Here is an 18,964-nt window from a genome sequence, read left to right on the forward strand (position 1 = left end):
CTTTATTCACCTTCCTAATGAGTTCTTTTCTTCAATTTGCAAAAAATCCTCTTCTACTAATTCGCTACCCGGTACGAGTACGGATTGAAAATCTGAGAATAGATGCTGAATTTCTTCATGCTCATTAATCAACCTTATACTTTTTTTGTATTCACTTTCGTTTCTGTATCTACTAATCTCCATCCATTTTGTTTCGTTATCTTGTTTTTTTAAATAGATTGTATGGCTTTCTAAATACTTTCTATAAATTTCACCAGCCCTTTCTTGTATTTTAAAGAATTCTTCTATTTTTTCCGGCTGAATATGATACTCATAGACTTTTACGAACATACATTTCTCCTTTCAACAAGATGAATTTTACCATAAAAAACCATTGAGCGGATAGAATTTTCTGATAGTTACAGAAATAGAAACTTTCTTCTTTTCTATCCGTATTACATAATAGAACTAGACAGTCCAGTTCCGGGAGATGAAATGATGAAGTCAGAGAAGAAGCTTTGGAGAATGTGGAAGGTATTATCATTAGCGTTATCGATCGTGGTAAGGGTCTATTGGTACCGTATCCGCGGTAAGTCCCAATGGGAAAAAGAGAAGCTTTGGGAGCGCATTGGAAAAGAGTTTAAAGAAACCTTATTTGAGTTAAATGGTGTTTTGATCAAGGTTGGACAGCTCCTCAGTATACGTGAGGATTTGCTTCCGAGAGGATTTATCAATCAAGTACAGGATTTGGTCGATCACGTTCCTCCTTCACCATGGGAGGAGATTGAAAAGGTTCTGGAACGTGAATGGGACAGCTCGGTGACTACTAAGGTACAGGCCATCGACCAGGAAGCTGTTGCTTCAGCTTCTATAGGAGAAGTTTATAAGGCGACGCTGCTGGATGGTAAGCAAGCGGCTATCAAGGTGCAGCGCCCTGAGATTCCTTCCCTGGTGAAGACGGATTTCCGCTCCCTTTCCATCATTATTTGGTTCGCCCGACGTTTCGCTCCAGTTCCCAAGGGGTTCATTGATTTCAAAATGCTTTATCAGGAATTAAAGCAAGTCATCGAACAAGAGCTCGACTTTTCAAAAGAAATGAACACTGCTGTTTCATTCAAACAACGGTTCAAGGACCATCCTAACGTGAAGATTCCTGCTATGTACCCTGAACTTTGTACAGATAAAGTATTGGTGATGGAGTGGGTGGATGGCGTTCGATTGAATGACAGAAAAGCGTTTGAATCTTATGGGTTGGACGGGCAGAAGTTAGCTCAGGAATTGTTTCGCCTCTTCCTCCCCCAATGGCTCGAGCCGGGCATCTTTCATGCCGACCCACATGCAGGGAATATACTGCTTCAGCCGGATGGTACCTTTGTTCTATTGGATTACGGAATGATCGGGGAAATTTCCAAGAGAGATTCCACTCACTTTCAAGATCTTCTGGAAGGAATTCTTCTAAAAAATTTCCGCAAAGCAGCAGAAGCTCTGTCTCAATTAGGGTTCTTGCTTCCTGATGCAAGTCCGAAAACGATAGAACCCGTGCTGAAGGAATTTGTCACACTCGATATGGAGCAGTTCAAACAGATGGATCTGATATCAGTGAAGAAAGAAATAAATGAGATGGTGAAATCATTGCCTGTACAAGTGCCTACACGTTTCATCTTTTTAGGTCGGTCTTTTGCAACCATAGAAGGGCTTGTTCACACATTGAGTCCCGATGAGGAAACTCTCGATGTCGTCAAACCCGCCTTCATGGATTGGGTAAAGGATAGTAATACAAACAAGTGGGAGCTTCTTTTGAAATGGGTCAGTGCCCAACCTCTCTTTCAGACCGTTCAGAAAATTCGACAGTTGTTGGATCTACCAGAAAAAGCGCTTGAACAAAAGGACCATCACCAGCAAAACGAGTTTCAGTTTGTGGTATTTGAAAACCAAAAGAAGCAGGCTTTCATCCTTTTGCTCTTCGGTGGCGTTGGCGCCTTCACAGGATTAGGATTCGATGTGGATTTCCTTTGGCAAGGTAGTTTGGTGGTGTCTGGATTAAGTTTAGTTGGTTATTTGTTTATCAGCTCCCGACAAAAACGTTGGCTGAAGAGACTAAGGAATGGACAATTGAATTAACAAAAAAAGGTAACCTTGAATATTGCTTACCTTTTTTATGGTAAAATATAGAAAGGAGGGATACCATGACAAATCCTAAAAAACCGTTTAATGATGTGTCTGAACATATGTCAAAAATCGAAGGTGCCCCCATGAGCAAACCCGAAATGGGGAGTCTGCCATTGGGAATCCGGATCATAGGATACGTGATCATTGGATTCACAGCCCTTACGTCTTTATTTGTCATTGTTTTTGGCTTTCTTGATTGAGACCTGTTGAAAAATAAGATTTTCTACAAAGAGATCCCACATTGAAATAATGGCTGGTAGCGTTAGGGTGAACCAATAAAAATTAATAGGTGAGGGGTAATTTACGCGTCGTTTCACTATGGTTAAGCGACAAAAAAAATTATGTGTATTAAACATCCTTACCCTAAAATATCCCACTCAGGTTCGGGCTCATACCGATATTCCTCTAACCTAATCCGATTCTTCCCTATGAAATGAATCCCTTCTGCTTCCAAACATAGCCTTTGGGTCATCGATTGCTCTTCATCCCGGAAGCCAATTTCCCCTTTGCTATTCAAAACACGGTGCCAGGGAAGTTTATACTTTTCACTCATGGAATGAAGAATCCGCACGACCTGCCTGGCAGCTCTAGGACTGCCTGCCAATGAAGCGATTTGACCGTACGTCATCACTTTTCCAGAAGGGATACTCTGTATGATTTTCACCACTCGTTCAGTAAAAGGTTTCATGCATATTCACTTCCCGAATCAGGCTGCTCGCCTATTCTTAACTGCTGTCTTGCAAAGTCGCGGTATAAAGTATGTGATGTATACAATTCCTCATGTGTCCCGATTCCAGTCACCTTTCCTTTTTCTAAAAAGACGATCTGGTCGGCATCCACGATGGTGGATAAGCGATGGGCAATCACCAAAGTAGTCCGTCCTTTCATTAAGTTCTTTAGCGCTTCCTGAACGACAATTTCCGATTGACTATCAAGGCTTGAAGTGGCTTCATCCAGCATTAGGATATCAGGGTCCCTCAATAGTGCTCTTGCAATGGCAAGACGTTGTCGCTGACCACCTGAAAGCTTGATTCCTCTTTCTCCTACTTCTGTTTGATAACCGTTAGGGAGGTCCTTAATAAATTCATGGGCATAAGCCATTTTTGAAGCGGCTATCATCTTTTCCTCTGATATATCTCCATGGAGCCCGTAAGAGATATTGTCCCCGATCGTTCCCGAATAGATCGGACTATCCTGGGAAACGTAGCCAAGAAGTTCCCGCCATGATTTTAGCGAGTATGAGCTGATTGTCTCTTCTCCCAAGAGAATGTCTCCTTGCTGGGGCTTATAGAACTGCTCTATCAATGAAAAAAGTGTCGTTTTCCCACTTCCACTCGGACCAACGATGGCCGTAACTTTCCCTTTTTCAGCCCTCATCGTCACATCCTTTAACACCTTCTTCCCCTCTTCATACCCAAACGTCACGCCATCAAGGACCAGGGCACGATCCGTTTGAGGGACGGACCTTCCTTCCTCAAGGTTTTCTTCGTCTAAATTGAGAATCGATAACACTTTCTCTGTTGCTCCCACTGTTTTCTGGAACTGAGTCACGAACACGATGATCTGGGTGATCGGCATGATTATCTGAAAGAGGTAGATGAAGAAAGCAACAAGTTCCCCTGCCGTCATGGCTCCAGAGGTCACTCGAATACCGCCGAATCCAATAATGAGTACAAGAACGATGATAATTAAAGATGAAACGACCGGAGACATTAACGCTTGAATGAGCCCTTCCTTTAATCCAAGGGCATAGAGCTTCTTGATTCCTGTTTGTCCTTTTTGAAATTCAATCTCTTCCGCATTGGATGACTTCACGAGACGGATTTCCGAAAGGACTCTCGTTAATATAGCCGAAAAGCTTGCAGTCTCTGTTTGCAATCCCCTTGAGATGTCAGCCATCTTTTTGCCAATCGGGATAAGAAACAAGAGTGACAGTGGTATGATTGAAAACATCACCAGGGTAAGGGGCCAATCTAAATAAAACAGTACGATGATGGCACCTATTACAGAAATGATACCTGTAATAAAGCCTGTCAGGTGCTCCGTGATCAGGTTTTTGATCACTCCCGTATCACTGGTCATACGGCTGACAGAGTCACCCGTTTCATGTGAATCATAATAAGGAACGGGCAGAACCAGCAACTTTCTCCAAAGCTTCTCTCTCAAGGAGGCAATCACATGCTGCCCGACCCTCGCCAATATGTAAACAGACACTCCTCCCGCAATCGCTTGAACAAAAAAGGCAGCAATCATCCCTATGATGACCCCTTTGCTTAACGAATCTAAACTGAAGTCATCGATCAACTTACTTGTTAATAATGGTATAGCAAGTCCCGCAATCGTTGTAAGCAGGCTCAAGAATAAAGAAATGCCAAACAGGGTTTTCGGTGGATCGGTTTCCTTTATTAAAGTAATAAGCTGCTTCCACTTACCCTTTTCATATGTAGACTCCATTGTTCTCTTCCTCTCAAATATATACTCTTTTCTATTGTAATATGAAGTTCAGTACTTAGGAAATAATACCTTCATCAAGTCAGGTTCCTAGAAGATTTGCTCGAATTATATTACACTGGATATGAATGAATAGAAGGACGTGATAGGTATAATGGATATTAAATTAATTGCCCTGGATATGGATGGAACACTCGTTAATCACGAGGGAGAAGTATCTCCTGAAAACGCACAAGCCATTCAGCGTGCGAAGGAGAAAGGAATTCATGTGGTGTTAAGTACTGGCCGCTCCCTGTTCACATGCAGGGACATTTCAGATGAGCTTGGTCGTTCATCTTATCTGGTGACTGTGAATGGCGGGGAAATTTACGATCATGAATACAAGTTGGTGGACAGCATCCCACTTGATCTTGATCTTGTGAAACAGCTTTGGAAATTAAAAGAAGAGCATGATGTCTACTTCTGGTCTTCTACTTCTCAAGGACTTTTCAATACGAATAAGCCTTTTGATCAAGATATCGGTACCTATAACTGGTTGAAATTTGGTTTCGATATTCAGGATGAAGACGTCCGCAAAGTCATGATGGACGAGCTGGTAAAAAATGAAGCTTTGGAAATCACCAATTCTTCGCCGACGAATATTGAAATCAATCCTGCAGGGGTCAATAAGGCAGCGGCTTTAGTGAAGGTATGCCAATGGCTGGACCTGTCCATGGAACAAGTCATGTCGGTCGGGGACAGTATGAATGATATAGCCATGATTCGTGAAGCCGGCTTCGGAGTGGCGATGGGGAACGCCCAGGAAGCTGTGAAAGAAGCCGCTGACTGGGTCACTGGTATCAATACAGATCATGGGGTTGCCCAGGCGATTGATAGAGTACTGTCAGAAATGGAATAGATACTCCAATTAAAGTGCCTGATTCAATGTGAATCAGGCACTTTATCTGTTCAGAATGTCTATTCTTTTTCTGTTACGTCCATACTGAATAACAAAAACAAGGATTGTACTTAATATGTATCTAATTCTGGTAGTGGTTGTTTATCTGATTTTCGCCAAGCTCTTTATTGATTGGAAACGCTGGAGAGAGTATTATCCAACGGTTCAGTACTATATTATTTGTAATCTCTCTTATAACGTGATCTTTTATAATCACACACTTTGGGAATATAAAGCTGTGACGGTAGATTGGCTTAATCACACGTTTATTGATCTCGTGTTCACCTTTTTTATCATTCCTGTCGTCATCATGATCTTCCTTCGTTATTTTCCATATAGAAAAAAGAAGTGGTTATATCTTGCCTGCTGGATTTCTTATTTCACGTTATTGGAATACTTATTTCATAAAAAAGGACTGTTCATTTACGAGAATGGCTGGAATTTAGGATGGTCTGCTATTTTTAATGTCATCATGTTTTCAATATTAGGATTGCACCATAAAAGGCCATTACTTGCCATCATAATATCCATTCCAATTATCGCTATCCTATTATTGATATTCCATCCATCGTACCATGATTTAAAGTGAGGGTGTTTTTATGCTTTCTTATTCTACACCTGTTTTTATTGTCTTGGTTTTGGGGGTTTATTTCGCTATGGCAGCATATATCGCTTTTTTAAAGAGGAAAGAATGAAAAAAGAAGCACCCATTAAAGGATGCTTCTTTTCCTATTTAACAATGATCTCGTCGTTTTCGAGTGAAATGACTACGTCGGTTATGCCATCTTCATCAAGAAGGAAATCAGCGATCTTATCTTCCACTCTTTCCTGGATCACACGACGTAATGGTCGTGCACCGAATTCAGGATGATATCCCAGTTCAACGAGTTTACTCTTCGCATCTTCGTCAATGGTGACAGTAATCCCCTGCTCTTTAAGTTCAACCTGCAATTCGTTCAGCATAAGGTCAAGAATTTGAAGAAGCTCTTCTTTTTCAAGAGATTCAAATTCAATGATGCTGTCGAAACGGTTCAGGAACTCCGGTTTAAAGTAGGCGCCGAGTGATTGAAGAATATTCGTTTCTCTAATCGCATCTGTGCCGCCGGTATTAAATCCGACCACTGCTTCCTTCTTGTCTGTCACCCCTGCGTTACTTGTCATGATGATCACAGTCTCTTTAAAGCTGACCGTTCTTCCATGACTATCGGTGAGACGTCCATCTTCAAGAATTTGCAGGAACATGTGCTGAACATCCGGATGGGCTTTCTCGATTTCATCCAGGAGAATGATTGAATAAGGGTTCCTTCTTACCTTTTCAGTCAATTGACCGGATTCCTCATGACCTACATAGCCTGGAGGTGAACCGATCAGTTTAGATACTGAGTGTTTTTCCATGTATTCACTCATGTCTAATCGAAGCATCGAATCTTTAGATCCGAACAATTCTTCTGCCAGTGTTTTCGTTAATTCTGTTTTACCTACACCAGTTGGTCCTACAAAGAGGAATGTACCGATTGGACGGTGCTTCGCCTTCAATCCTGCACGGCTGCGGCGGATCGCTTTCGCTACTTTCTTTACTGCCTCTTCCTGTCCAATTACTTTACCCGCCAGGTTTTCTTCCAGTGCTTTCATTCGCTTACGATCATCGCTTTGCAGCTTTCCGACAGGAATACCCGTTTTCGTTTCAACGATCGTCTGGATCAGTTCTTTTTCTACAAGTGCTTTGGAATCTGAACCATCTTCACCAACTTGTCTTTCTAATTCTGCTTCTTGATCGCGAAGGATGGCAGCTTGTTCATAGTTCTCTTCTTTTGTTGCCAGTTCCTTCTTTTCTCTTACCTCGTTCAATTTTTTTAGGATGGCCGTCTTGTCTTTGCCCTCTGACTGAAGATTGACTTTAGAACCTGCTTCATCCATTAAATCAATGGCTTTATCAGGTAAGAATCGATCCTGAACATATCGATGGGATAGCTTCACACAAGCTTCAATGGCCTCGTCTGTAAACTCGACTCCATGATAGTCCTCATATTTATCTTTTAATCCTCTAAGGATTTCAATGGCTTCTTCAGGTGTCGGCTCATTGACCAGCACCTGCTGAAAACGGCGCTCAAGTGCTGCATCTTTTTCAATTTGGCGGTACTCCTTCAATGTGGTAGCCCCGATCACTTGCAGTTCACCCCGGGCTAAAGCTGGTTTTAGAATGTTCCCTGCGTCCATGGAGCCTTCAGCAGAACCGGCACCAACCAATTGATGGATTTCATCAATAAATAACATCACGTCTGGTCGATTCTGAAGTTCGCTGATGATGGATTTTAAACGTTCTTCAAAAGAACCGCGAACCCCTGTACCGGCAGTTAGTGAAGCAACATCCATTACATACACTTCTTTATTTAATAACTTGGATGGAACATCACCTGCTACAATTTTAAGGGCCAGCCCTTCAGCGATAGCCGTTTTACCCACACCGGGCTCACCGATGAGTACCGGGTTATTCTTATTACGGCGATTTAAAATTTCAATGACGCGATTCACTTCTTTGTCCCTTCCGATAACAGGGTCAATCAATCCAGCTTTGGCCGCTCCTGTCACATTGCGTCCAAACTGATCGAGAACGCCATTTCCTCCATTTCCGCCTTTGGTTTGAGGAGATGATTGCTGATTGTGGAAGCCATCATTTGGATTTCCTCCCATGCTCATCCCTTTAAACAACTCATCAAACGGAAATCCTCCGTGTGTTCCAGAAGGCGTTTGTTGCTTTTGAAAGCAGGCTGAACACATCTTCATACTGGACTTATGACCATTCACTTGCTTATACACTTCAACTGTTGCTTGGTTGTGTTGACATACTTGGCATTTCATTAAATATGACCTCCTGTAGCAGAGTTTTTATATAAATATTTTTGTAGATTGTATTATGGATAAGGTCAGTCTGTTTGGTATTCGTTTACACTTAGTTTGACTTTGACTTTCTTTGACCTTATAACCATAGTATACTTTGACCTTTTTTGACTTTCAAGATTTCTGCTTATGGGAATTTTTTCATTTTCAATGGCTGTTTGACCTGTTGATGGAAGAGTATAGTAGGTGCAGCGATGATATGGAAGATGTTAAAGTGGAATCCGGCTTAAGTTTCCACTGGCTTGGGATTCAATGATTGAAAAAGTGCCAGACCTGATTGATCAGGTCTGGCACTTCTCTTAAAGAAGAGAGAGTATTGTTCCCCTGTCTTCCTATTAAAATATATTTATACTAATTCGCGATCCCAATGACGATGTGCTGCGATAGCTTTTGTAAATTCTTTTGCAAATGACTTCATGTCTTCCCCGGTTACCACTCCAGAGCCACTGACACCTGCTTCTTCCAGCCAGTGGGTCCCTTCATGAGTGGCACCGATTGGTTTGAAGTGAGAATACGCTTCTTTGACAAAGTAGGTTGTATCTTGAGAGAACTTTTTATCTACATTCTCTCCGCCTACTACGTAAAGGCTATCAAATAATACAGATTCCCCTGTTAAGAAGGTATGGTCCACTTCAAGCTCCGTACCGTCATCCCCTTTTCTCATCCCCAGCTTGTCACTGATGATTTCCGGTTGGATGCCATCTTCTTTAAGAGCCGATAGAACCATTTTCACTTCTTCTCCTTTAAAGCCGTTCCCTACGATGACCCCTACTTTACGAGTAGCAGGTTTCTTAATCGTATTTTCCTGGCTTAGGGCTTTCGAAGATTTGGTTACCTTCGATCCTTCACCACTAGGGACTTCCACATCAATTGCTTCGGCAAATCCTTTTGCCAGCTCCATGCTTACATTTGCAAACATATCGACGACCTGCTTCTGAACAGATTTGCTCTTCACTTTTCCAAGCTCGAAACTGAAGGCTTGGATGATATGCTCTTTCTCAGGCTCACTCATGCTATTCCAGAACATGGTGGCTTGTGAGAAGTGATCTTTGAAGCTTTCACTTCTTGAACGGACTTTACGCCCCTCCATTTTCTCCTGATAGTGAGTGTAGCCTCCTTCTTCCTGACTCGCAGGAGCTGGTGTATTTTTAGCGAGTGAGTTGTTATGGTAGCTCACCTGGCCCTTGTTTATTGTATGACGGCCGTATCCATCACGCTGATTATTGTGGAATGGGCACACCGGTCGGTTAATAGGAAGCTCATGGAAGTTGGGTCCTCCAAGGCGGATCAATTGTGTATCAGTATAGGAGAATAAGCGTCCTTGTAATAACGGATCATTTGAGAAATCGATCCCGGGAACAACGGAACCAGGATGGAAAGCCGCTTGCTCCGTTTCTGCAAACACATTGTCCACATTGCGATTAAGGGTCATCTTCCCGACGATTTTCACAGGGATTTCTTCTTCAGGCCATAGCTTGGTAGGATCAAGAACATCAAAGTCAAAGTTAAACTCATCTTCTTCCTTAATGAGCTGAACTCCCAGTTCGTACTCTGGATAATCGCCATTTTCGATGGATTCATACAAATCACGGCGGTGGAAATCCGGGTCTTTCCCGTTGATCTTCTGAGCCTCATCCCAAACAAGAGAGTGAGTCCCCAGTACCGGCTTCCAGTGGAACTTCACAAAATGGGCCTTCCCCTCCGCGTTCACCAGTCGGAATGTATGAACACCGAATCCTTCCATCATACGGAGACTGCGTGGAATGGCCCGATCGGACATTGCCCACATGACCATATGAGCAGACTCCTGGTTATTCGCTACAAAATCCCAGAACGTATCGTGGGCAGAAGCTGCTTGAGGCATTTCATTATGTGGTTCCGGTTTAAGAGCATGAACAAGATCCGGGAATTTAATCGCATCTTGAATGAAGAACACAGGAATATTGTTTCCTACAAGATCATAATTGCCTTCTTCGGTATAAAATTTCGTAGCAAATCCCCGTGCATCACGCACGGCCTCAGCAGAACCCTTGGATCCGGCGACAGTAGAAAAGCGTACAAATACAGGCGTTTTCGTTGATGTGTCCTGAAGAAATTTAGCCCGGGTGTATTCTTTCATGGAATCATAGAGTTCGAACTCTCCATGTGCCGCAAACCCCCGGGCGTGAACGATCCTCTCCGGTATACGCTCATGGTCGAAGTGAGTCATTTTCTCACGGAAGTGGAAATCCTCCATTAAGGTAGGTCCGCGTTCTCCCGCTTTCAAGGAAAATTCATCTTCTGATACCTTCAATCCTTGATTGGTTGTAAGATGCTTCCCTTCGTCCTCTACGCGATACTGTTCAAGCTGTTCATCCTTGCTTTTCTCATTCACTTTCGTACGACGATCGTCTCCCATTCTTTCATCCCTCTCAACGGTTATTAATGTTTACTATGTAAAACATTTCTGTTTCTTTAGTACCCTTGCTCCTCTTATTTAAACATATATTGGATAGTTTCGAGTTAGCCTTTTTTTGAAAATATTACAAATTATTCTTTACGAACGTAACAATGTTCTGTTAAACTAATCATCAAGTAACGTAACAATGTTTTGTTACAGAAAAGAGGTGATCCCTCATTGGAGACGAATCTTATTTCTAAAAAGGAATTGTTGGAACTCACCGGGATCTCGTATGGTCAGCTTTACCGTTGGAAACGAAAGAACATTATTCCGGAGAGTTGGTTTATTAAGAAATCCAGCTTCACGGGTCAGGAAACGTTCTTTCCCAGGGAAAAAATGCTCTCACGCATCGATACAATCAAAGAGATGAAGGATGACTATTCACTGGATGAACTATCCGATTTCTTTTCACCAAATCCAACTAAGATGGAAGTCCGTGCAGATGAATTACCTACGTATAACATCCTGTCGGAACATACCTTGTCCTTCTGCACAGCACTTCTACCGGCAAGAAAGGTATTTGAGTTTCCTGATCTATTAAATATGTTGATCATTGAGAAGGCGAAAAGGATACAAGTCCCGAGAGAAGAACGGCAAACGTTATTTCTTTTTCTTCATGAGAAGTTCACTCCACTGATAGATTCTTCTCTTGAACTTGTTGGTCTTCGTAAAGGAGAGGAATATATATGGATGCTGCTCCCTCTTCACTCCGAATTGCTTGTTGACCGTTTAGCACAGACCGTATTGAGATTCGATCTACAACAGATGATGGAAGAATTGAAAATCACGTTGACGAATACAAAAGGGATCTAACGTCCCTTAATTGGAGGAGAAATGAATGAATACTATGGAAAAGAAAGAACTGCATGACTTGAAGATCAGTGGATCCGGAACGTCCGGCGGAGGAAAATTTGACGCAGTAAAGATCAGTGGAAGTGGAAAAATCGCTGGCGACATCGACTGCCACGAGCTTAAAATTTCAGGTTCCGGGACGATTTCAGGTGACGTAAAAGCTGGATACATTAAAACGAGCGGTTCTTCTACCATTAAAGGTGATACAAAAGCAGAAACGATTACTACAAGTGGAAGCTCCAAGTATGAAGGCTCGGTGATGGCTGCTGAAATGAACACGAGTGGTTCAAGCAAAGTATTGAAAGACCTTATCTTTAAAACTTTCAAGGTGAGCGGTTCATGTAAGGTTGGAGGAAGGATTCAAGGCGGAGCGATTAAAGCAAGCGGCTCTTTAAGAGTTGAAAAGGATTGTGAAGTAGAAACCTTCTCATCTTCCGGCTCGGTCCATATCGAGGGGCTGCTCAACGCTGACCGGATTCAGATTGAAATTAATCATGAATCCTCCATTAAAGAAATCGGAGGCGAAACGATTGCAGTGAAACACCACAACTCGAACGGACTGATCAAACAAATGGTCAATTTCTTTCTACAAAAGGAAGACTACTTATTTTCAGATCTGATCGAGGGTGATGAGGTATATCTTGAGAACACGAAGGCGAAACTGGTCCGTGGTAAAAATGTGGTAATCGGCGAGAATTGTGACATTGATACGGTTGAATATTCAAGCATCCTGGATGTGAAGCAAGATAGTCGAATCGGGGAAAAAGTGAAGATTTAAAATATAGCTCAACCAAAGGCAGGGATGGGATACCATCTCTGTTTTTTTATCTGTCTCTTCCTTCTTTACAGTCCCTTAACGTCAGCATAATCGAAATTTCATATTTTTATTCTGAATGTTCTGCTATATTAATAGGTATATAGTACAATCCTACGCGAAAGCTGGAGGCCATTATGACTCGACTTACAGATTACCTGATTGTCATATCTTTCGACTGTTTATCCGCTTTGGATTACCCCATTCTAAAAGGTCTTCCTCACTTTCAAGAATTGCTTGCCCATGGATCCTTTTGCAAAAATGTTGAAACCATTTATCCTTCTGTGACCTATCCCTGTCACGCCACCATTGTCACCGGTATGCTTCCTAATCGTCACGGTGTTGTGAATAATACACTCATTCAGCCTGGCCGGATTTCTCCGGATTGGTATTGGCATCGACGACATGTCAAGAGTACTACATTGTATGACGAAGCCAAGAATGCAGATATGACCACAGCCGCTCTACTCTGGCCTGTGACTGCTAAAGCGGACATTGATTACAACATGCCCGAGATCTTCGCGAATCGGCCTTGGCATAATCAAATCCTTGTTTCCCTTTTCAATGGAAGTCCTCTCTACCAATTACAAATGAATCGTCTCTTTGGTCACATACGGAAAGGTCTGAATCAACCTGAACTTGATGATTTCGTTCTGGAATCCACCGTTGAAACGATCAAGAAGAAGCCAAACCTATTGCTTGTGCACTTTACGGATCTTGATACACAGCGTCATTACCATGGGTTTTCTTCCGAAGAAGCACATGCGGCCATACGCCGCCATGATGCCCGGTTGGGAAGAATCATTAAAGCCTTGAAGGATAACGGCATCTATGAAGAGTCTACTATTGTCGCTCTTGGGGATCATAGTGCATTGGATGAATCAAAGGCTGTTCAGCTAAACGTTCTTTTAAAGGATAATGGGTTGATCACAGTGAATGACCATGGAAAAGTCATCGACTGGAAAGCATACTGTAAAGGATGTGATGGTTCGGCCTATGTGTACGTGAAGGATTCTGAAACGAAACAAGCAGTTCAATCCCTATTGGAGCAATTGCAGATGGATCCTTCCAATGGAATTGAAGAGATACTCACTGGTGAAGAAGCCGGAAGAAAAGGTGCCGATGAATACTGTACCTTTATGCTCGAAGCAAGAATCGGTTTTTATTTTAAAGATACTCTTAAAGGATCCTTCATTCATACCATCACCCAGGAAGATGTAAAGGAAAAGCGTTATACGTATGGGTCTCACGGATATTCTCCTGAAAAAGAAGACTACTCCACCATCTTCATGGCTTCCGGGAAAGGGATCCGGTCAAATGTTGAAATTCCTTTTATGCATTTAATAGATGAAGGTCCGACCCTAGCACGCCTGCTCGGCCTTAGTCTGGGGGCAACAGATGGAAAAGTGATCGAAGAATTGCTGGATATATAAAGAAGAGATTTTGTATCCTTAGGGGGAAAAACAATGAAGCGTTTTTCAAAAGAAGAAAGCAGCTGGATCTTTTATGACTGGGCAAATTCAGCCTATTCCATTATCATTTCGACCGCAGTCTTTCCACTATTCTATAAGGCTGCCGCTACTAACGCAGGGGTCAGTGCCGCTAATTCCACTGCTTATTTAGGGTACACCATCGCGATTGCCACCTTTATACTGGCTATGATTGGCCCGATTCTCGGAACGATTGCCGATTATGAAGGCTACAAGAAGAAATTCTTTACTTTCTTCTTTGCCCTCGGAGTTACATTCACTGCCCTCCTCGCTTTCGTTCCCAGTGATCAGTGGCTGCTCCTCTTAATTTTTTATACAGTGGCAGCGGTCGGTTCAGCTGGTTCCAACGTTTTCTATGATGCCTTTTTAACCGACGTAACGACAGAAGAACGGATGAACCGGGTGTCATCCCGTGGATTTGGATTCGGGTACATCGGGAGCACGATTCCGTTTATCATAAGCATCGCCATCATCATATTATCTCAAAATGGGGTACTTCCCTTCTCCGTTACCATCGCCAGTAAAATTGCGTTCGTCATTACCGCTTTATGGTGGGGACTCTTCTCCATCCCATTACTAAAAAATGTCCATCAGCGCTACTTTATCGAGCGTGAGAAGAACCCTGTTGCCAATAGCTTTAAGCGCCTTGGTAAAACGGTGAAAGAAATCCGGAAATACCGTGCATTATTTTTGTTTCTTCTTGCTTACTTCTTTTATATCGACGGAGTCGGCACCATCATTACGATGTCTACGGCTTACGGATCGGATCTTGGGATCACCTCCACTAACCTCTTGATCATCCTGTTTGTGACTCAGGTTGTGGCTGGACCGTTCGCTATTCTATACGGAAGATTGGCGGAGAAATTCACGGGGAAAAAGATGCTGTATGTAGGAATTTGCGTTTATATCATCGTTTGCATTTACGCTTATTTCCTGGAGACCACAATGGACTTCTGGATCCTCGCCATGTTGGTTGCTTCTTCCCAAGGGGGCATCCAGGCATTGAGTCGGGCTTACTTTGCAAAATTAATTCCGAAGAAGAACGCCAATGAATTCTTCGGTTTTTACAATATCTTCGGTAAATTCGCCTCGATCCTCGGACCATTGTTAGTCGCCGTCACCGCCCAATTGACAGGTGAATCCAATAGCGGTGTTTTCAGTCTCGTCGTCCTCTTTATCATTGGACTTGTCATTCTTGCCTTCGTCCCTGAGCCGAAAGGAAATGAGATGGAGAAGCCTGCCATTTTATAAAAAGAGAGCCTGAACGCATATGTTCAGGCTCTTCTTAGTGGTTTAAAATGTATGAGCAGCATCCTTCGCTCTTGCAATGGCATTCTCTTTAATCTCCGGGGCTTTATCAGGCATCGCAGCATGCCCTTCCACAAAGACACCCTCGAAGGAAGGGACACCGAAAAATTGCATGATGATGTCCAGGTAACGATGCCCCATTTCCATGCCGGCTGCAGGTCCCTCTGAGTAGATGCCACCTCGTGCCTGGATATGGATAGCTTTCTTGTCCGTCAGTAATCCAACCGGTCCCTGCTCTGTATACTTAAACGACTTACCGGCAACTGCCACAGAGTCAATATACGCTTTCATCACCGGTGGGAAGGAGAAGTTCCATAATGGTGTAACGAACACATACTTATCAGCAGAAATAAACTGTTCTGATAATTCATTGAGTCGATTCACTTTCGATTTTTCTTCCGATGAAAGTTCCTCAAATCCTTTTCCTGTTTGAAGCTTCCCCCATCCACTAAACACATCAGCGTCAATGTGGGGAATATGTTCACGGTACAGATCAATGTGAACCACTTGGTCGTCAGGGTTCACTTCTTTATACGTATCCATAAATGCTTTCGCCACCGCCATGCTGTACGATAGTGTATCATCATGGGGATGAGCTGTGATATATAATACTTGTGCCATTCTTCATCCATCCTTCACTCAAATTTTCCACTCTATTATTTTGTGAAAAAAAGATGGAATTATCCAAGGTTTGGTCATCTCAGAAAAAAAGGATGCTGTCTCATAGACAACATCCGATTGTTCATAGGTGTAGATTGATTCTTACTCTTCCTCCCCGGAAGCTTCAAAAGGGTTTCCCCCGATATTCTTTCTCATTTCGTCTGTTAGTTCAAATGGAGTGTTCTCTTGTGCTTCCCCTGTTGCGAAATGGTGACTGCCATCATAATGAAATGGTTTACCTTCCAATGTCGACACCTCCGTTTTTACTGTAGTATTGCCTTTATGTACAGGTCTATTCAGTTCATCCCGATCTTTCCGGAAACAGACCTTTTACCTAGTAGTATCTACTTATTATACTATTTTTCCTTCCAGAAGATATCCTTTTTTCCAATTTTATATTGATATTTTCCATTTTCCAACACAACTACCTGCTCGTGGGAAGCTTTGGCCACTTGTTTCGTTTCCATAACGAGATGATAGATGAGATTGTGACATTGCTGTGCCCCTTTCACGAGAAGAGGGACGCCTATCGAATCGATTCCCAGCTCCCTGGACAAGAACCCCCCGGCTGTCATGAGGGGAGGAACAGTCGGCGAGGTGTTGGAAATGATGATTTTCTCCCTTTCTCCATATCTACTAAGCAGGATGTTACTCAAATCAGTTAGTGCAGGAACGACATACTTTGAAGATCTCCTTCCTATCGTATAAACCGGGTTATTCTCTTCGTCCATCCCGCGAAAAAGGATTTGTCCTGCCTCTTTTTTCGTTAGCTGGTTAAAGTAAGGAATATTGAGGATGTCGTTCTTAGTTAATGGGCTGTGTGAAGGATTTAGAATATGCAGGTGATATGCTGCTGCAAGAGATGTTGTATGAGTCCCACCAAAGTCATTGTAAATGTAAATCATCGCACCACCCCACCTTAGACTACTTTTCCTTTAAGTATGGGCAGAAAGAAAGAGGACTATCCGCAATGCCATTTGCAGGTCGTTTTATATTCCATTATGTCTACCGTATAAAAAAAACAGAAGCATCTACATCTGATGTCTCTGTTTTTCTTTTAGGAATCTCTTTTGTTTTCTTCTGATGACGATCTCTTCAAGCGTACCGGATCCGCATACTACTCCCAACACGATGAACACCAATCCGATCAGGTGATAGAACGTCACGGTTTCATTAAGAAAAATGGCGGCTCCTACGAGGGAGAAAAAGGTATTGAGATTCAGGAAAATCGATGTTTCGGCGGCTCCAATTTTCCCGATCGAATGATTGTATATCATGTGCCCTACGGCTGTTGCTAAAATGGCAGAAGCAAAGAACAGAAGCCAGATGGAGCTTGAGGCATTTCCCAGTTCTTTTATTGCCCCCGGCTCTGTGAACAGACTAATCGAAAACAAGACAATGGAACCGAACACCAGCATATACCCCGTAAGTAATCGGGGGTCCAACGTTTTGGCTGCCCTACTGATGATAATGAAACTTAAGGCTTGTGAAAAAATGGAGATAAAGATAAACAGATCCCCGGTCTTAAGTCCGCCTAAACCCTCTCCGCCTGACAACACAATGATCGCAACCCCGACACTACCAGACAGAAACCCGATGATTTTAATCACTGTCGGCCGGTTTCGAAGGATGATCGTCGCCATTAAAGCCGTCAACAACGGCCCAGTTCCCAGGATCAGTCCCCCGTTAGTCGACGACGTTCCGGTCAGCCCGACTGATAAAAAATAATGATGACTGACGACATTCAATAAGCCACCCGAGATAATGAACAATAACTCTTTAGCCGTCGGTTTTCTTATTTTCCCCATGATACCAAGAATGATAAATACAGTAATCCCTGCCGTGAAGATGCGGAGGGATGTAATCGTTACCGGCGTAAATTCACTTACCAAAACCTTTAATGCAGGAACATTAAAGCCCCAAATCAACATGATGAACACAAGTATCAGATACGTTTGCCACTTTTTCAATTCTCCCTGAGGCCTTCTTTCTATATATAGTATTCCCCCATCATAGCACCAGGTGACGTTCCCTGCGAGGAAATTAATTCGATTCGTGAAACAATTTGCAATCAATCATCCTCCTCAACCCGGACTATGCTATAGTAAAGGTCGAAAGGGGTTTTTAAAATGACCAATCAACAACTGCCGCCAAAAACGTGTACGATCGACCGTCTGGTAACTAAAGGTGAGGACGTCGAGAAAGTGCTTAATGGTGAGAAAACGGCGACCCGCAGAAACGGACGATACGCTGATATTGGAGAAATCATGGAGCTTCAAGGAAAGAAATACATAGTAGAAAACGTCTACTCCCAATCACTTGGTGAGCTGACTGATGATCATGCCAAGCAGGAAGGCTTTCATACTGTGGAGGAATATAAAGAAGCCATCCTCTCTTATCACCCAGGCATGCCATGGCACCCGAGCATGAAAGTATGGGTGCACGAATTCACATTAGTGAACGAATAGAGTACGACGGATGGAGTATTTATTATACAGAACGCTCATCTATCTACATGTGATCAGCGTCGTGGCCTCCATCGGCCCATTTTTCATACTATTGCCGATGATGAAAAAATTACGGACCGCTTCTGAGTCCGTGCTTCCTTCGTACTTGGACACGTTCCGCTTCACGGTCCGACTCTCCAAGCATTCAGGACACGTGCTCGTCGGAACAGGAATCCTCCTGGTTCTACTCGGACCTTGGACGTGGAGTACACCGTGGATCATCATGACTCTTGTCATTATGTTCTGCTCCCTGTTCTTTCTCGCAAGAGCGTTCTCACCGACACTACGGAAGTTTGCAGAAGATGACGCTGACCGGGAATGGCTCGTCGGGAAATTGAACCGGACCGTTTGGATTTATCTAATCCTTCTGTTAGCAATGCTGTGGTTTATGGTCGTGAAGCCGAATTTGTGGATGTAATGGAGTTGACTGATAGCGTGTACCAGGTACAATGGAAGTCA

General features: G+C 43.0%; 19 protein-coding genes. 10 read left to right on the plus strand and 9 right to left on the minus strand.

The annotated features are described in order from the left end of the window. Positions 1-6 precede the first annotated feature (6 nt). Complete coding sequence (locus DET59_RS12860) at positions 7-330, minus strand: hypothetical protein (RefSeq protein ID WP_113970058.1); 324 nt, start codon at positions 328-330, stop codon at positions 7-9. A 147-nt stretch (positions 331-477) separates the two neighbouring features. Between DET59_RS12860 and DET59_RS12865 the strand changes: the two genes are divergently transcribed. Both DET59_RS12865 and DET59_RS12870 read left to right on the plus strand, forming a co-directional pair. Then, the gene (locus tag DET59_RS12865) at positions 478-2,100 is read left to right on the plus strand and encodes an ABC1 kinase family protein (RefSeq protein ID WP_113970059.1); all 1,623 of its coding nucleotides are present in this window, start codon (positions 478-480) and stop codon (positions 2,098-2,100) included. Positions 2,101-2,165: 65 nt separating this feature from the next. Further along, on the plus strand, positions 2,166-2,348 hold the full coding sequence (locus DET59_RS12870; RefSeq protein WP_113970060.1) for a hypothetical protein: 183 nt from the start codon (positions 2,166-2,168) through the stop codon (positions 2,346-2,348). A gap of 158 nt (positions 2,349-2,506) precedes the next feature. Here the strand turns inward: DET59_RS12870 and DET59_RS12875 are convergent, their stop codons facing one another. Together DET59_RS12875 and DET59_RS12880 are read right to left on the minus strand one after the other, a co-directional pair. After that, positions 2,507-2,836 carry an MGMT family protein gene (locus tag DET59_RS12875; RefSeq protein WP_113970061.1) on the minus strand — a complete coding sequence of 110 codons (330 nt, stop codon included), beginning with the start codon at positions 2,834-2,836 and terminating at the stop codon, positions 2,507-2,509. Then, positions 2,833-4,602, minus strand: a complete 1,770-nt coding sequence (locus DET59_RS12880; protein WP_113970062.1) for an ABC transporter ATP-binding protein — start codon at positions 4,600-4,602, stop codon at positions 2,833-2,835. The genes DET59_RS12875 and DET59_RS12880 overlap by 4 nt, the downstream gene beginning before the upstream one ends. Before the next feature lie 151 nt (positions 4,603-4,753). On the opposite strand from DET59_RS12880, the gene DET59_RS12885 reads away from it, so the two are divergent. Both DET59_RS12885 and DET59_RS12890 read left to right on the plus strand, forming a co-directional pair. After that, positions 4,754-5,497: a Cof-type HAD-IIB family hydrolase gene (locus tag DET59_RS12885; protein WP_113970063.1), complete on the plus strand. Its 744-nt coding sequence runs from the start codon at positions 4,754-4,756 to the stop codon at positions 5,495-5,497. Between the two features lie 115 nt (positions 5,498-5,612). Then, positions 5,613-6,125, plus strand: coding sequence for a CBO0543 family protein (locus DET59_RS12890; protein ID WP_113970064.1), 513 nt, complete (start codon positions 5,613-5,615; stop codon positions 6,123-6,125). A 140-nt stretch (positions 6,126-6,265) separates the two neighbouring features. Here the strand turns inward: DET59_RS12890 and DET59_RS12895 are convergent, their stop codons facing one another. Together DET59_RS12895 and DET59_RS12900 are read right to left on the minus strand one after the other, a co-directional pair. Continuing rightward, the gene (locus tag DET59_RS12895) at positions 6,266-8,395 is read right to left on the minus strand and encodes an ATP-dependent Clp protease ATP-binding subunit (RefSeq protein WP_113970065.1); all 2,130 of its coding nucleotides are present in this window, start codon (positions 8,393-8,395) and stop codon (positions 6,266-6,268) included. Positions 8,396-8,780: 385 nt separating this feature from the next. Continuing rightward, complete coding sequence (locus DET59_RS12900) at positions 8,781-10,832, minus strand: catalase (protein ID WP_113970066.1); 2,052 nt, start codon at positions 10,830-10,832, stop codon at positions 8,781-8,783. Between the two features lie 219 nt (positions 10,833-11,051). Here DET59_RS12900 and DET59_RS12905 point away from each other — a divergent pair, with 219 nt between their 5' ends. The 4 genes from DET59_RS12905 to DET59_RS12920 all read left to right on the plus strand — a co-directional run bounded on the left by DET59_RS12905 (position 11,052) and on the right by DET59_RS12920 (position 15,281). Continuing rightward, the gene (locus DET59_RS12905; RefSeq protein ID WP_113970067.1) at positions 11,052-11,687 is read left to right on the plus strand and encodes a DUF4004 family protein; all 636 of its coding nucleotides are present in this window, start codon (positions 11,052-11,054) and stop codon (positions 11,685-11,687) included. Positions 11,688-11,712: 25 nt separating this feature from the next. Continuing rightward, a complete protein-coding gene (locus tag DET59_RS12910) occupies positions 11,713-12,504 on the plus strand; it encodes a polymer-forming cytoskeletal protein (RefSeq protein ID WP_113970068.1) in 792 nt (263 codons plus the stop codon). A 173-nt stretch (positions 12,505-12,677) separates the two neighbouring features. Then, entirely contained in the window at positions 12,678-13,973 is a 1,296-nt protein-coding gene (locus DET59_RS12915) for an alkaline phosphatase family protein (protein ID WP_113970069.1), read from the plus strand. 33 nt (positions 13,974-14,006) lie between these two features. Next, positions 14,007-15,281 (plus strand): MFS transporter, encoded by a 1,275-nt coding sequence (locus DET59_RS12920; protein ID WP_113970070.1) that lies wholly within the window; start codon positions 14,007-14,009, stop codon positions 15,279-15,281. Between the two features lie 42 nt (positions 15,282-15,323). Here the strand turns inward: DET59_RS12920 and DET59_RS12925 are convergent, their stop codons facing one another. The 4 genes from DET59_RS12925 to DET59_RS12935 all read right to left on the minus strand — a co-directional run bounded on the left by DET59_RS12925 (position 15,324) and on the right by DET59_RS12935 (position 18,073). Beyond that, on the minus strand, positions 15,324-15,959 hold the full coding sequence (locus DET59_RS12925; RefSeq protein ID WP_113970071.1) for an FMN-dependent NADH-azoreductase: 636 nt from the start codon (positions 15,957-15,959) through the stop codon (positions 15,324-15,326). Between the two features lie 141 nt (positions 15,960-16,100). Then, the gene (locus tag DET59_RS21680) at positions 16,101-16,244 is read right to left on the minus strand and encodes a hypothetical protein (RefSeq protein ID WP_181778147.1); all 144 of its coding nucleotides are present in this window, start codon (positions 16,242-16,244) and stop codon (positions 16,101-16,103) included. Between the two features lie 110 nt (positions 16,245-16,354). After that, a complete protein-coding gene (locus DET59_RS12930) occupies positions 16,355-16,903 on the minus strand; it encodes a DUF3189 family protein (RefSeq protein WP_113970072.1) in 549 nt (182 codons plus the stop codon). A 126-nt stretch (positions 16,904-17,029) separates the two neighbouring features. After that, the gene (locus DET59_RS12935) at positions 17,030-18,073 is read right to left on the minus strand and encodes a DMT family transporter (protein ID WP_309472476.1); all 1,044 of its coding nucleotides are present in this window, start codon (positions 18,071-18,073) and stop codon (positions 17,030-17,032) included. A 54-nt stretch (positions 18,074-18,127) separates the two neighbouring features. On the opposite strand from DET59_RS12935, the gene DET59_RS12940 reads away from it, so the two are divergent. After that, the gene (locus DET59_RS12940; RefSeq protein ID WP_113970073.1) at positions 18,128-18,466 is read left to right on the plus strand and encodes an ASCH domain-containing protein; all 339 of its coding nucleotides are present in this window, start codon (positions 18,128-18,130) and stop codon (positions 18,464-18,466) included. A gap of 10 nt (positions 18,467-18,476) precedes the next feature. After that, on the plus strand, positions 18,477-18,923 hold the full coding sequence (locus DET59_RS12945) for a hypothetical protein (protein WP_113970074.1): 447 nt from the start codon (positions 18,477-18,479) through the stop codon (positions 18,921-18,923). Positions 18,924-18,964: the final 41 nt, after the last annotated feature.

It is taken from the genome of Rossellomorea aquimaris, from assembly GCF_003315075.1.
Classification (GTDB): Bacteria; Bacillota; Bacilli; order Bacillales; family Bacillaceae_B; genus Rossellomorea; species Rossellomorea aquimaris_C.